This window comes from Geobacillus sp. WSUCF1, assembly GCF_000422025.1.
GTDB lineage: Bacteria > Bacillota > Bacilli > Bacillales > Anoxybacillaceae > Geobacillus > Geobacillus zalihae.
Genome location: NZ_ATCO01000140.1, coordinates 1 through 13,998, shown reverse-complemented (window position 1 = coordinate 13,998; position 13,998 = coordinate 1). Strand labels below are relative to the sequence as shown.

Genomic DNA, 13,998 nt, shown 5'->3' with positions numbered 1-13,998 from the left:
AAAAATGGACAAGCGACTTTTCCATCAAGGATATGTTAAACTTTTTCGTTGCATCTATATAGGTGTCAATGGAGGAGCATTCCATCCCTATTGATCTAGACTTGTGTTTTCCGTCCATGCTCAAACAATGCGACCAACCCGGCAGACAGGAAGCACGTCTCTCCGCGTCGGCGGCGCCCCCTTCAGCTCGTTTGCGCCGACGGACGAATGATGATCTGCCCGTTGTCAACATCGACCGTGACGGTGCTGTAATCTTTCACCCGCCCAGCGATCAGCTCTTTCGCAAGCGGCGTTTCGATTTGCTTTTGCATAAACCGTTTGAGCGGGCGGGCGCCGTATACTGGGTCGAAGCCCGCTTCGGCGATGTATTGCTTCGCCGCTTCGGTCAGCACGAGTTCGATATGCCGATCGGCCAAACGGGCCGACAGCTCGCGGGCGAACTTTTCGACGATGCCTTTCACTTCATTCATCGACAATGGTTTAAACAAGACGATATCGTCGATCCGGTTTAAAAATTCTGGGCGGAAATGGGCGCGCAGTTGGTCAAACACTTGTTTGCGCGTTTCTTCATCGATGTCGCCCTGTTTGTTTTCCAACAACAGCGGCGATCCGATGTTCGATGTCATAATGACGACCGTGTTTTTAAAGTCGACCGTCCGCCCTTGCGAATCGGTGAGCCGTCCGTCATCCAGCAGCTGCAGCAGGATGTTGAACACGTCCGGATGAGCTTTTTCGATTTCATCGAACAACAGAACGGAATACGGCTTGCGCCGCACTGCCTCGGTCAGCTGGCCGCCTTCCTCATAGCCGACATAGCCAGGCGGCGCTCCGATCAAGCGGGAGACGGCGTGTTTTTCCATATACTCGGACATGTCAAGACGGATGAGCTGCTCCTCGCTGTCAAACAGCGCCTCGGCGAGCGCTTTGGCCAGCTCCGTTTTGCCGACGCCGGTCGGTCCGAGGAACAAAAACGATCCGATCGGGCGGTTCGGGTCTTTCATGCCGGCCCGCGCCCGCAAGACGGCGTCAGCGACAAGCTCGACCGCTTCGTCTTGACCGATGACCCGTCTATGCAGCAATTCATGAAGGCGAAGCAGCTTTTCTCTCTCTCCCTCGACGAGGCGGGTGAGCGGAATGCCCGTCCAGCGTGACACGATTTCGGCAATCTCTTCTTCCGTCACTTCCTCGCGCAGCAATTTCCCTTCACTTTGCTCACTGATTTCTTGCTCGAGCTGTTTGAGTTGCTTTTCCAACTGCGGAATGCGGCCATGGCGAAGCTCCGCCGCCTTGTTTAAATCATACTCGTTTTCCGCCTCTTCCAGTTCGCGTTTTGCCCGCTCGAGCGCCTCGCGCAAACGGCGGACGCGGTCAAGCGCCTCTTTTTCTTTTTGCCATTGCGCTTTCATGGCGTTCGCCTTTTCACGCAAATCGGCAAGTTCTTTTTGCAATGCCGCAAGCCGCTCGCGGCTCGCTTCGTCCGTTTCTTTGCTTAAGGCCGCCTCTTCAATTTCAAGCTGCATGACGCGGCGCATCACTTCGTCCAGCTCCGACGGCATCGATTCCATTTCCGTCCGGATCGTCGCGCACGCTTCATCGACCAAATCGATCGCTTTGTCAGGCAAAAAGCGGTCAGAGATGTAACGGTCGGACAAAACGGCGGCCGCGACGAGCGCGCGATCGTGGATTTTCACTCCATGGTGCACTTCATACCGTTCTTTCAATCCGCGCAAAATCGAAATCGTGTCCTCGACACTCGGCTCTTGGACAAGCACTTGTTGGAAGCGGCGCTCGAGCGCCGGGTCTTTTTCGATGTATTGCCGGTACTCATCAAGCGTCGTCGCCCCAATGCAGCGCAACTCGCCGCGGGCAAGCATCGGCTTGAGCATATTGCCGGCGTCCATCGCCCCTTCCGCTCTGCCGGCGCCGACGATTGTATGCAGTTCGTCAATAAATAAAATGATGCGGCCGTCGCTTTTTTTGATTTCATTGAGCACCGCTTTCAGCCGTTCTTCAAATTCACCTCGAAACTTTGCTCCGGCGACGAGCGCGCTCATATCAAGAGCGAAAATCGTTTTGTCTTTCAGCCCTTCCGGGACGTCTTTGCGCACGATGCGTTGAGCGAGCCCTTCGACAATAGCGGTCTTCCCGACGCCCGGCTCGCCGATCAACACCGGGTTGTTTTTCGTCTTCCGCGACAAAATGCGGATGATGCGGCGAATTTCACTGTCGCGGCCGATGACCGGGTCGATTTTTCCCGCTTTCGCTTCCGCGACAAGGTCGCGCCCGTATTTTGCCAACGCTTCATAGGTTGCTTCCGGATGTGGACTCGTCACGCGTTGATTCCCCCTTACTTTTCTCACTGCCGCTAATAGTGCTTCCTTCGTCAGTCCAAACGACGCCAGCTGCCGAGCGAACGGCTCGGCGCCATGAGGCAACGCGAGCAGCACATGTTCGACCGATATGTACTCGTCTTGCATTCGCTTCGCTTCGTTTTCCGCCTCCTCAAGCAGCCGCGCTAAGGCGGGCGCAACATACAGCTGCCCGTCCGCCCCATGCACTTCAGGCTTTTGGCGAAGCTGGTCTTGCAGCCAGCGGATCGCCTGAGCGCGGTCGGCGCCGCAAAGGGCAAACAGCCGCGGCGCCAAGCCATCTTCTTGCTCGAGGAGCGCCAGCAGAAGATGTTCGACATCAAGCTGTTGATGATGCCGCTCTTTGGCGAGCGACTGCGCCGCCATAAGTGCCTCTTGCAGTTTTTCCGTCAAACGGCTTGCGTCCATGCCGTCCCCTCCATTTGACCTTCTTTGACCATAAATCATTATAGCGGATCGCAAAGCGCACGGCAAATGAAAAGCCACTCCATGCTTGGAATGGCTTTTGTTCTGCTTCACGGTTTGCGCAAATACGTCCAATGTCGATTATGGTTCGACGTTTCTGGAAACGTATCGCCGGCTTTCAGTTTCAGCTTTTTCGGGTGCTTTACATTGTCGCCCGTTTCGCCGATTTCAATATACACGCCGTTGTTCGGCGCTTTATCGCCTGGTTTGAAATGGCGCGGTTGGCCCATTTGTTTCATCCCCCTTGCTTCGATTGCATTTGTTATCATGCCCGGTTTCATCGCTGTTCATAAGAAGGAAAATGATGGAGGATCGCAAACGGAACGCCAAGCTGTTCACAACGAAAAGGAGCTCTCCCCTCGAAATCCTTTTCAAAGTGAAAAAGGAACTCCCGAAACGGGAATTCCCCCTTTGCTATAAAACGGACAACAAAATCGCTTTTTGCGCATGAAGCCGGTTGCCGGCCTGCTCAAAGACGACCGAGTTCGGACCGTCCATGACGCCGGCCGTCACTTCTTCGCCGCGGTGGGCCGGCAGACAATGCAAAAAGAGATAATCCGGTTTTGCCGCTTTGACGAGCTCTTCGTTGACTTGATACGGCTGAAACACTTGCAGCCGCTCAGCACTTTCGCTTTCTTGGCCCATGCTCGTCCAGACATCCGTATAAATCGCATCCGCCCCCGCCACCGCTACAAGCGGGTCGTGCGTCACCACAACGGTTGCCCCGGTTTTCTCGCCGATCTGGCGCGCTGCCTCGACATATTCTGCCTTCGGCTCATAGCCTGGCGGACAGGCGATGGCGACATTCATGCCAACTTTCGCCGCGGCCACAAGCAAGGCGTTGGCGACGTTGTTGCCGTCGCCGACATAGGCGAGCTTGACGCCTTGGAACGTTTTTTTCGCCTCGTAAATCGTCAGCAAATCCGCCAGCGCCTGGCAGGGATGATCGTCGTCCGTCAAGCCGTTGATGACCGGAACGGACGCATACTCGGCCAATTCCTCGACTTTTTGATGGGCAAACGTCCGAATCATAATGACATCGACGTATTGCGACAAGACGCGCGCGGTATCCGCAATCGTTTCACCGCGGCCAAGCTGCAAATCGTTGCCGTTTAAATACATCGCCTGGCCGCCAAGCTGGATCATGCCGACTTCAAACGACACGCGCGTGCGCGTTGAGGCTTTTCAAAAATCATCGCCATTGTTTTGCCGGAAAGCGGCGTATACGATACACCGGCTTTTTGTTTCGCTTTTAAATCGGCTGCTAGCGCCAACAAGTCCAAAATTTCTTCTGTCGAGAAATCAAGAAGCGTTAAAAAGTCTCTCCCTTTTAATGACATCACTGCATTCATGCGATCACCGCCTGTTCTGCCTGTTTTTTCTTTTCCAACCAGCCATGGATCGGCTGCACGTCAAGATGATCGACATCGAGCGCCTGCAAGAAGAGCTTCAATGTCTCACGTTCCGTGAAGACGAGCAATTGTCGGGACAACGCAGTCATTCGTTTGTTTGCCGCGTCTTCCTCTTTGCCCAAGTTGATCACCGCGAGCGCCGTGTCGCGCTTCACCCAATCGGCAAACGGGACATCTGGCACGATCACAAGCTGTTTCGCTTCGATTTCCGCGGCCAGCGTCTCATCGATGCCGCCAATCACATACATTTCATTGGCGTTTGCTTTCTTTCGCAAGTACGCGTAAAACGCTTTGTACGCCGCTTCTTCCTTCGTCGCTGCGATGCTGATGCCTTCACCGGTCGATTTCATCTCCGGTCCAACCATCGGGTCAACCCCCGGCAGCTTATGGCTCGAAAAGACCGGATACTTTAACACGGCGTACGGCATGACCGCCAATCCGCGAGCTTTTTCGTCAACGATGTCGACGAGTGATTTCCCAAGCAATAACTTTGTCGCAATTTGCGCCAGCGGCACGCCGGTCGTTTTGCTGACGATCGGCACCGTCCGGCTCGCGCGCGGGTTCACTTCAAGGACGTATACATTGCCGTCCGCAATGACGTATTGAATGTTCATGATTCCTTTAAAGCCAAGTTTTTTCGCAATCCGGCCCGCATAGTCGATGATTTTCGCTTTTTCTTCGTCTGTGAGCGTCTGCGCCGGCAGCCAAGCATAGCTGTCGCCGGAGTGGACGCCGGCTTTTTCGACATGTTCAATGATGACCGGCAGCACGATGTCTATTCCATCCGTCACAATGTCCGCTTCCGCTTCTTTCCCATCCAAGTACGCGTCAATTAAAATCGGATACGTTAACTCGCCTTGCTCCACCAATGCCGCAAGCTGGACTTCATCGCGGACGATGAACATGCCGCGGCCGCCGATGACATACGACGGGCGAAGCAGCACCGGATAGCCGATTTCGGCCGCTTTGGCGGCGAGCTCCTCAGCGTCGTTCGCCATTAGGCCAGGCACGTGCGGAATGTCAAGCTCTTCAAGCAACTGATAAAAGCGGTCGCGGTCTTCGAGCTGGTCGATCATATCATAGGTGACGCCAAGCAGCGGCACACCTGCTTCTTCGAGTCCTTTGACCAAATTGATCGCCGTCTGTCCGCCAAACTGAACGATGACATGCTTGATTTGTTCCGCTTCAATGACATCCAAGACGCTCTCTAAGGTAAGTGGCTCAAAGTACAGGCGGTCGGCGACGGCAAAGTCGGTGCTCACGGTTTCCGGATTGTTGTTGATCATCACCGTTTCATAGCCTTCTTTTTGCAAGGCGAACACGCTATGAACGGAGCTGTAGTCAAACTCAATGCCTTGGCCGATGCGAATAGGTCCGGCTCCAATGATCAGCACTTTCTCCTTGCCGCTCGCTTTCTTCCGCTCGTCTTCGCCGAAATAGGTCGAGTAGTAGTAATCCGTTTCCGAATGAAATTCGGCCGCGCACGTGTCGACCATTTTGTATGACGGCACGATGCCAAGTTCCTTCCGCTTGTTGCGCACCTCAAGCTCCGTCACGCCCCACGTTTCGGCCAAAAAGGCGTCGCTTGCCCCTTTTTCTTTCAAGAAGCGCAACGTCGGCTCATCGATCGTATCAATCGTGGTGGCTGCCGCTTGTTTTTCGAGCGCCACGAGCCGTTCGAACGAAGCAAGGAAAAAGCGGTCGATTTTCGTCCATTCGTGAATCGCTTCGACCGCCACCCCGCGGCGGAGCAGTTCCAAAATCGCGAAAAAGCGGCGGTCGTCTTTGTGGACAAGCAGCTGTTTCAGCTCGTCATCCGTTTTCGCCGAAAGCTCTGGCAAAAACAGTCCGTTGTTTTTGCCTTCGAGCGACTGCACCGCTTTTTGGAACGCCCGCTCCATATTGCGGTCGATCGCCATCACTTCCCCGGTCGCTTTCATTTGCGTACCGAGCTTCCGGTCCGCGTGCGGGAACTTGTCAAACGGCAAGCGCGGGAACTTGACGACGACGTAGTCCAAGGCCGGCTCGAAGCTGGCGTACGTCGTTTTCGTCACCGGATTGACGAGTTCCGCGAGCGTATAGCCGACCGCCAGCTTCGCCGCAATGCGGGCGATCGGGTAGCCGGTCGCTTTGGACGCGAGCGCTGACGAGCGGCTGACGCGCGGGTTGACTTCGATTAAGTAATATTGTTTGCTGTTCGGATCAAGGGCGAACTGAATGTTGCAGCCGCCGATGATCCCTAAGGCGGAAATAATTTTCACTGCTGAAGAACGAAGCATTTGGTACTCCTCATCGGTCAACGTCTGCGACGGTGCGACGACGATCGAATCGCCCGTATGGATGCCGACTGGATCGACGTTTTCCATATTGCAAACCGTGATGCACGTATTCGACTGGTCGCGCATCACTTCGTATTCAATTTCTTTAAACCCAGCGACGCTCCGTTCGATCAAACATTGGCGGATCGGGCTTTCGGCCAGCCCTTTCTCCACGAGCGCGAGAAACTGCTCCATGTTTTCGGCAATGCCGCCGCCCGTCCCGCCGAGCGTATACGCGGGACGAATAATGATCGGAAAACCGATTTGTTCGGCAAACGCGACCGCTTCCTCGACGCTTGTAACAATTTCGCTCTCCGGCACTGGTTCGCCAAGCTCATGCATTAACGCGCGGAACGCTTCGCGGTCTTCCCCGCGCTGAATGGCTTCAATCGGTGTTCCGAGCAGTCTCACCCCGTATTTTTCGAGCACGCCGGCTTCATGAAGCGCAAACGCCAAGTTGAGCCCGGTCTGGCCGCCGAACGTGGCGAGCAGCCCATCCGGGCGTTCTTTGGCGATGACCGCTTCGACCGCCTCGACGGTGAGCGGTTCAAAATACACGGCATCGGCATGAACTTCATCGGTCATGATCGTCGCCGGATTGTTGTTCACTAAAATGACGCGATATCCTTCTTCCTTTAAGGCGATGCACGCTTGTGTGCCGGAATAATCAAACTCGGCGGCCTGGCCGATGACAATCGGCCCCGACCCGATCAGGAGAATCGACTGAAGCGAAGAATCTTTAGGCATACACGTTCTCTCCCTTGAACACGGTTTGCAAAAATTCGTCGAAAATATAGCCGGTATCTTGCGGCCCCGGATGCGCCTCCGGGTGATATTGCACCGACAAAATCGGTTTATGGCGATGAACGATGCCTTCGATCGAGCCGTCGTTGACGTTGATGAAGCGGATGTCAAACGGCTTGCCCGCCAAGCTTTCCTCTTTGACGACGTAACTATGATTTTGCGATGTCATCATTACTTTTTGCTTCCCGGCGTCCCACACCGGCTGATTGGCGCCGCGGTGCCCGAAGCGGAGTTTTTCCGTATCCGCCCCGTACGCTAAGGCGACAAGCTGATGGCCAAGGCAAATCGCAAGCGTCGGATACCGGTCGATCAGCTGACGGATAGCGGGAAGCTGATGGCTTAACTGTTTCGGATCGCCTGGGCCGTTCGAGAGGACAAGCCCGTCCGGTTTCAGCGCGTCAATCGCTTCCGGCGCCGTATCATGCGGCACGACCGTCACCCGGCAGCCGCGTGCAAGGAGCGACTGCAAAATCGACTTTTTATAGCCGAAATCGACAAGCACCAAATGCGGGCCGCCTTCGCCGTATGTTTCGATCGTTTTCGTTGACACCGCCTGCACGGGAAACGCTGCTTCCTCCTCCACAACGGCTGGAAGGGGCGACAAACTTAATTCCGCCATCATCGTCCCAGCGGTGCGGATTTCTTTCACAAGGGCGCGCGTGTCCACGTGCGCAAGAAGCGGAATGTTCCAATGCTGCAAGTATTCTGCCAAGCTGTATTTCGCCCCATAATGAAATCCTGTGCTGCTCGCTTCGTAGACGACGACCGCTTCGACGTGCGGCCGCTTGCTTTCAAAATCGTCTTCATTAATGCCATAATTGCCGATCAGCGGGTACGTAAAAACGATGATTTGGTTTTTATACGACGGGTCGGTCAACACTTCTTGATAACCGGTCATGCCGGTGAAAAAAACGATCTCCCCGCTCACCTTTTCTTCAAGCGGAGCGGCAAGCTCGCCGCTGAACGTTTTTCCGCTCGCCACATGCAAGTACGCTTTCATTGGCGCCACCTCATCGTTTGAGTTTTTATAACCGTTTAAGAATTTTTATGCATGAACAGGAATAAAAATTAAGCCGTCGGCCGTCCGTTTACAAGACGGCTGAGGCGTTGGCGTTGTTCAACACGTTTGTTAAAATGTCCACCGCTTCATCGATTTCCGCTTTCGTCACGACAAGCGGCGGCAGCAGGCGGATCACCTTCGGCCCCGCCGAGAGGACAAGCAAGCCGTTTTCATGAATCAATGGCAACAGCGGTGCGACGTCCGTTTGGCACTCGACCCCGACAAGCAGCCCGAGCCCGCGCACGTCCTTGACGATGTCAAGCGGGGCGAGCGCCTCGTTTAACCGTCCGAGCAAGTAGCTCCCCTTTTCTTGCACCTCTTGCAAAAACGCCGGATCGAACACCACTTCTAACGTCGCCTTGGCAGCGGCCATCGCGATCGGGTTGCCGCCAAACGTCGACCCGTGCACGCCAGGCCCAAACGACTCTTTCAAAAACGCTTTGCCGATCATCGCACCAACCGGAATGCCGCTTCCAAGTCCTTTCGCCACGGTGATGATGTCGGGCTCCACGCCGAAATGCTGGTAAGCAAACGGCTTTCCGGTCCGGCCGATGCCGGTTTGCACTTCGTCGATGATCAGGAGCGCCCCGTACTGTTGACACAGCTCCGACGCTATTTGCAAAAACGCCGGATCCACCGGGCGGACCCCCCCTTCCCCTTGGACGACCTCAAGCATCACCGCGGCCACTTCTTCGTTCATTGCCTGCTTGAGAGCGTCGACATCATTCAGCGGCAAGTGAATGAATTCCGGAAGCAGCGGACCAAAACCGCTATGCACTTTCTCCTGCCCGGTCGCGGCCATGGTCGCGAACGTCCGGCCGTGAAACGACTGGCGGAACGTAATGACTTTGTGTCTCCCGGTATGTTTGCGCGCCAGCTTCAGCGCCGCCTCGTTCGCTTCCGCCCCGCTGTTGCAGAAAAAAACATAATCGCCGGCGCTGTGGGCGACAAGCAAGGAGGCGACCTCTTCTTGAATCGGGATCGTAAACAAGTTCGAGACGTGCCAATATTGATTCAGCTGTTGTTCAATGCCCTTTTGGACATGCGGATGGCGATGGCCGAGATTGCAGACGGCAATGCCGGAAACAAAATCGAGATATTGTTTTCCGTTTACATCGGTCACAACCGTCCCTTCCGCGGCTTGGACGGCGATCTTCCAACGGTTGTATGTCGGAAACAGCGCGCTCATAAATATACCCCCACTTCTTTGCGAATCGTTGTGCCGTGCCATGTTCCGTTCTGGTAAAACGTCGTTTTGCCGCTGACGATCATCACCTCGGGCAGCGCATCGGACAGGGCGGACAGCGCCGCTTTCACTTTCGGAATCATCCCGCCCGTGATGACGCCGTCTTCGATCAGTCGTTCAATCGTTTCCGCCGTCGCCTCGGCCACGAGCGCGCCGTCTCGCAAAATTCCGGGCACGTTCGTCACAAACGCGAGCTGGCTGGCGCCAATGGCGGCCGCGACCGCCCCAGCCGCCGTGTCGGCGTTAATGTTGTATGTTTGCCCGTTTTGGTCGATGCCAAGCGGCGAAACGACCGGAATGTAGCCCGCCTCAAGCAGCGTGCGCAAAAGACGGGAGCGAACCGTTTTCACACGGCCGACATAGCCAAGTTTAGCAACGTCAATCGGTTCCGCTTCGAGCAGCCCCCCGTCCACGCCGGAAACGCCGACCGCCGGCAAGCCGTTCTGCCTGAGCATCGCCACAAGCTGTTTGTTCACTTTGCCGGAGAGCACCATTTCCACAACGGCAAGCACCTCTTTCGTCGTTTTCCGCAAGCCGTTGACAAACTCGCTCGGCACCGCCAGTTTTTTCAACATTTGCCCGATTTCCGGCCCGCCGCCGTGGACGATGACGACATCCATCCCTTGTTCCCGCATCATGTTCACGCTGGCAAAAAAGGCGGGAGACAGCTCATCGAGCACGCTGCCGCCGCATTTGATGACGACCGTTTTCCCCATCGTTCTCTCTCCTTACGTCCGATAGCTGGCGTTGATTTTCACATAATCGTACGTCAAGTCGCAGCCCCACGCGACGCCGAAGCCATCGCCCAAGTGCAAATCCACCTCAATGACGACCGTCTCTTGTTGCAAATACGCCGTCGCTTCTTCTTCCGAGAACGGCTGCGGCTCGCTTCCTTTCAGCATCACAATCGGCCCGATCGCGACATCAACATTGTCCGGATCAACGTCAGCGTCCGCATAGCCGATCGCGCCGATGATCCGCCCCCAGTTGGCATCCGCGCCGTAAACGGCCGTTTTCACTAAGTTGGAGCCAACGATTTGCTTCGCGACTTTTTTTGCCTCATCGTCCGTTTTCGCGCCGCGCACGCGCACTTCAATGAGCTTCGTCGCCCCCTCGCCGTCTCTGGCGATTTGCTTCGCCAAGTCTTCGCACGTTTTCCGCAGCGCCTCGTAAAAGTTCCCCCAATCCGGATGATTCGGCGTCAGCTCATCATTTCCAGCAAGACCGCTTGCCATCACCACAACCATGTCATTCGTCGACGTATCGCCATCAACCGTAATTTGGTTAAACGAAACGTCCGTAGCCGCTCGCAGAGCCGCGTGCAGCACCGTCGATGAAATATTCGCATCGGTCGTAATGAACGCGAGCATCGTCGCCATGTTCGGATGGATCATCCCCGATCCTTTCGCCGCCCCGCCGACGGTGACCGTTTTCCCATCGACGGTCGTTTGGTAACAGGCGCGCTTCATCACCGTATCCGTCGTTAAAATCGCCGTTTGAAACGCCTCCGCATCCGCCATCGTCGCCCCTGGAACAAGCTTTTCGATGCCCGCGCGAATTTTTTCCATCGGCAAATATTCCCCGATCACGCCCGTTGAAGCGACAGCCACATGGTGCAGCGCCAGGCCAAACTGTTTCGCGCACAGCTCGCGCATTTCATAGGCGTCCTTGAGCCCCTGCTCGCCGGTGCAGGCGTTCGCGCATGCGCTGTTGACGATGACCGCCTGCAATTTTTGTTCTACAGCGAGGCTCGCCTGCGTCACTTTGAGCGGCGCCGCCTGGAAATGGCTTTGCGTATACACCGCCGCCGCCGAAGCCGGCACGTCGCATAGAATAACCCCTAAATCGTTTTTCGAATAGCGCAGCCCGGCGTGCACCCCAGCCGCTTGAAATCCCTTCGGCGTGACGACCGTTCCATCGGCGACCACCGTTACTTGCGCCGTTTGTTTCGTTGCTGTCATTGTTCGTTCCCCTTCCCTCACGGATAGATCGGCAAGGAGTGGAGGCCCTCAGCCTCATCCCACCCCATCATCAAATTGAAGTTTTGCACCGCCTGCCCGGCAGCGCCTTTCATCAAGTTGTCGATCACCGACACGACCGTCACCCGTCCCGTCCGTTCATCGTAGGCGAGGCCGATGTCGCAATAATTTGAGCCGTACACTTCTTTTGTCGCTGGAAACTGTCCAAGTTGACGGATGCGGACAAACGGCGAACCTTCATAACTTGTTTTATATAAATCTACCAAGTCGTTTGGCGAAATCGGTTGTTTCGCCTTCGCATAGATCGTCGCCATAATGCCCCGTGTCATCGGAATCAAATGGGTGCTGAACGTAATCGGCTCCATCGCTTCATTCCACGTTTGCAGCGTTTGCTCAATTTCCGGAATGTGCTGATGGACGTTCACTTTATAAATTTTCACGTTTTCGTTCACTTCGGAAAAATGCGTCCCAAGCCCTGCTTTCCGCCCCGCGCCCGATACGCCGGACTTGGCGTCAACGATGATCGAGTCTTCCTTAATCAATCCTTCTTTGACAAGCGGCGCCAAGCCAAGCAGCGTCGCCGTCGGATAACAGCCCGGGTTGGATAGGAGCACGGCCTCGCGCACCGCCTCCCGATTCCACTCGGTCAGCCCGTACACCGCCTTTTGCAAATATTCCGCTGGCGCCGCCTCGCGTCCGTACCATTGTTCGTACACCGCTCCGTCTTTCAAACGGAAATCCCCGGATAAATCGATCACTTTCACTCCCCGATCGACAAGCGCCGGCGCCCACTCCCCCGACACCCCGGGCGGCGTGGCGAAAAAGACCACGTCATACTTGGCAAGCGCCTCGATTTCAAGTTTATGCAACACCGCACCATCGACCGAACCGACGTGCGGGAAACTTTCCGATACATGAACCCCGTCCTGCGACGACGAGAAAACGTCGCAACGGCTCACATGCGGATGCCCGTATAGCAAGCGGAACAACTCCGTGCCGCTGTATCCCGTCGCCCCGATGATTGCCACTTTCATGACGTTCCCCCTCACCCGTATGTCTCATGTAGTTCTCATTATAATACTGTATAAAAATAAAATCAAATGTATATTTAATAATTTTCAAGGATTTTTTCTTGCCCCTCCCTCCGTCTATGAGAAACGAATACCGATTTGTCCCGGCAGCCAAGGTGCATCCTTGACTCCATCGCCCTCATGTTCTTGGGATGCAAAGACTTTCACAAACGATTCCACCGATGTTCAACAAGTTTTCAATCTTTCCACTATCCTTATATTGACTTCCCTCTTTTTTCCTGTACACTTTTATATAGCGATACATTTTACGTAAGGTTGTGATCGGATGAACGAGATGGAATCTCGTGAATGGCAGAAGTGGCTTACATCGCTTGGGCGCGATCTTCGCCTTGAGAAGGGAACGTACTTGTTTCAAGAAGGGGAAAAAGCAGACGATATTTACTATATCCAATCGGGGAAAATCCAAATCAGCAAAATGGATATGGACGGACGGGAGCTCACGCTGCGCATTTGCAGCCAAGGAGATTTGATCGGCGAGCTGACGCTGTTTTGCCCTGGCGCCCGCTACATGCTGACGGCGAAAGTGCTGGAAGACGGCGTCGTTTCCGCCATTCCGCGCGAAAGGCTTGAACAAGAGCTCGCCAACAATCCGACGTTGGCGATCGAGTTCATGAAATGGATGAGCCTCCATTTCCGCAAAACGCAGACGAAGTTCCGCGACTTGATTTTACACGGCAAAAAAGGAGCGCTCTATTCAACGCTCATCCGTTTGTGCAACAGCTACGGCGTCATGAAAGAAGACGGCATTTTGATCGACGTGCCGCTGACGAACCAAGAGCTCGCCAACTTTTGCGGCACCGCCCGCGAAGTCGTCAACCGCATGCTCGGCGATTTGCGGAAAAAAGGCGTCATCTCCGTGGAAAAAGGAAAAATTTGCGTCCACAACTTGCAATACTTGCGCGACGAAATCGCCTGCGAAGGCTGCCCGCCCGAGCTGTGCCGCATTGACTGACGGGCGGGTGCGGCAAAAAAAGGAGCTGACCGAAAAGAGCGGTAATGTTCCTATTTAGGGCGACATGGAAAAACAGGCCATCACGAAAAACCCGGTAAAACCAAGGGTTTCAGAGGTGGTCTTTTTCACATACTTCGGTTAAATTTCACCAAAAAGGGGGGCTTTTGAGTCAGCCCCTTTTGCTCTTTTCGGAGCAATCATTCACACCGCACCTTACTTCACCATATCCCGATCCATCCAACTCAGACGGCCATCGTCTCCAGTGAACTACCCACCACCTACGCTTCGCTGAGAGGTGGGGG

At 55.0% G+C, this 13,998-nt stretch carries 9 protein-coding genes and 1 pseudogene; 1 reads left to right on the top strand and 9 read right to left on the bottom strand.

The features are described from left to right. Positions 1-182: 182 nt before the first annotated feature. The 9 genes and pseudogenes from clpB to argC all read right to left on the bottom strand — a co-directional run bounded on the left by clpB (position 183) and on the right by argC (position 12,687). Complete coding sequence (clpB, locus tag I656_RS03060) at positions 183-2,777, bottom strand: ATP-dependent chaperone ClpB (RefSeq protein WP_033006384.1); 2,595 nt, start codon at positions 2,775-2,777, stop codon at positions 183-185. 107 nt (positions 2,778-2,884) lie between these two features. After that, complete coding sequence (locus I656_RS0116420; RefSeq protein ID WP_011230299.1) at positions 2,885-3,064, bottom strand: YjzC family protein; 180 nt, start codon at positions 3,062-3,064, stop codon at positions 2,885-2,887. 184 nt (positions 3,065-3,248) lie between these two features. Continuing rightward, positions 3,249-4,186: pseudogene (gene argF / locus I656_RS0116415) on the bottom strand (ornithine carbamoyltransferase). Further along, the gene (locus tag I656_RS03065; RefSeq protein WP_020756242.1) at positions 4,183-7,311 is read right to left on the bottom strand and encodes a carbamoyl phosphate synthase large subunit; all 3,129 of its coding nucleotides are present in this window, start codon (positions 7,309-7,311) and stop codon (positions 4,183-4,185) included. Before I656_RS03065 ends, argF begins: the two are co-directional and overlap by 4 nt. Further along, positions 7,304-8,368, bottom strand: coding sequence for a carbamoyl phosphate synthase small subunit (locus I656_RS03070; RefSeq protein WP_033006381.1), 1,065 nt, complete (start codon positions 8,366-8,368; stop codon positions 7,304-7,306). The genes I656_RS03065 and I656_RS03070 overlap by 8 nt, the downstream gene beginning before the upstream one ends. A gap of 88 nt (positions 8,369-8,456) precedes the next feature. Next, positions 8,457-9,617: an acetylornithine transaminase gene (locus I656_RS03075; protein ID WP_015374141.1), complete on the bottom strand. Its 1,161-nt coding sequence runs from the start codon at positions 9,615-9,617 to the stop codon at positions 8,457-8,459. After that, positions 9,614-10,390 (bottom strand): acetylglutamate kinase, encoded by a 777-nt coding sequence (gene argB, locus I656_RS03080; protein WP_020756239.1) that lies wholly within the window; start codon positions 10,388-10,390, stop codon positions 9,614-9,616. Before argB ends, I656_RS03075 begins: the two co-directional genes overlap by 4 nt. 12 nt (positions 10,391-10,402) lie before the next feature. Next, entirely contained in the window at positions 10,403-11,635 is a 1,233-nt protein-coding gene (gene argJ / locus I656_RS03085; RefSeq protein WP_033006379.1) for a bifunctional ornithine acetyltransferase/N-acetylglutamate synthase, read from the bottom strand. Between the two features lie 17 nt (positions 11,636-11,652). Continuing rightward, on the bottom strand, positions 11,653-12,687 hold the full coding sequence (gene argC / locus I656_RS03090) for an N-acetyl-gamma-glutamyl-phosphate reductase (protein WP_033006376.1): 1,035 nt from the start codon (positions 12,685-12,687) through the stop codon (positions 11,653-11,655). A 322-nt stretch (positions 12,688-13,009) separates the two neighbouring features. Here argC and I656_RS03095 point away from each other — a divergent pair, with 322 nt between their 5' ends. Further along, positions 13,010-13,696 carry a Crp/Fnr family transcriptional regulator gene (locus I656_RS03095; RefSeq protein ID WP_020756234.1) on the top strand — a complete coding sequence of 229 codons (687 nt, stop codon included), beginning with the start codon at positions 13,010-13,012 and terminating at the stop codon, positions 13,694-13,696. Positions 13,697-13,998 lie beyond the last annotated feature (302 nt).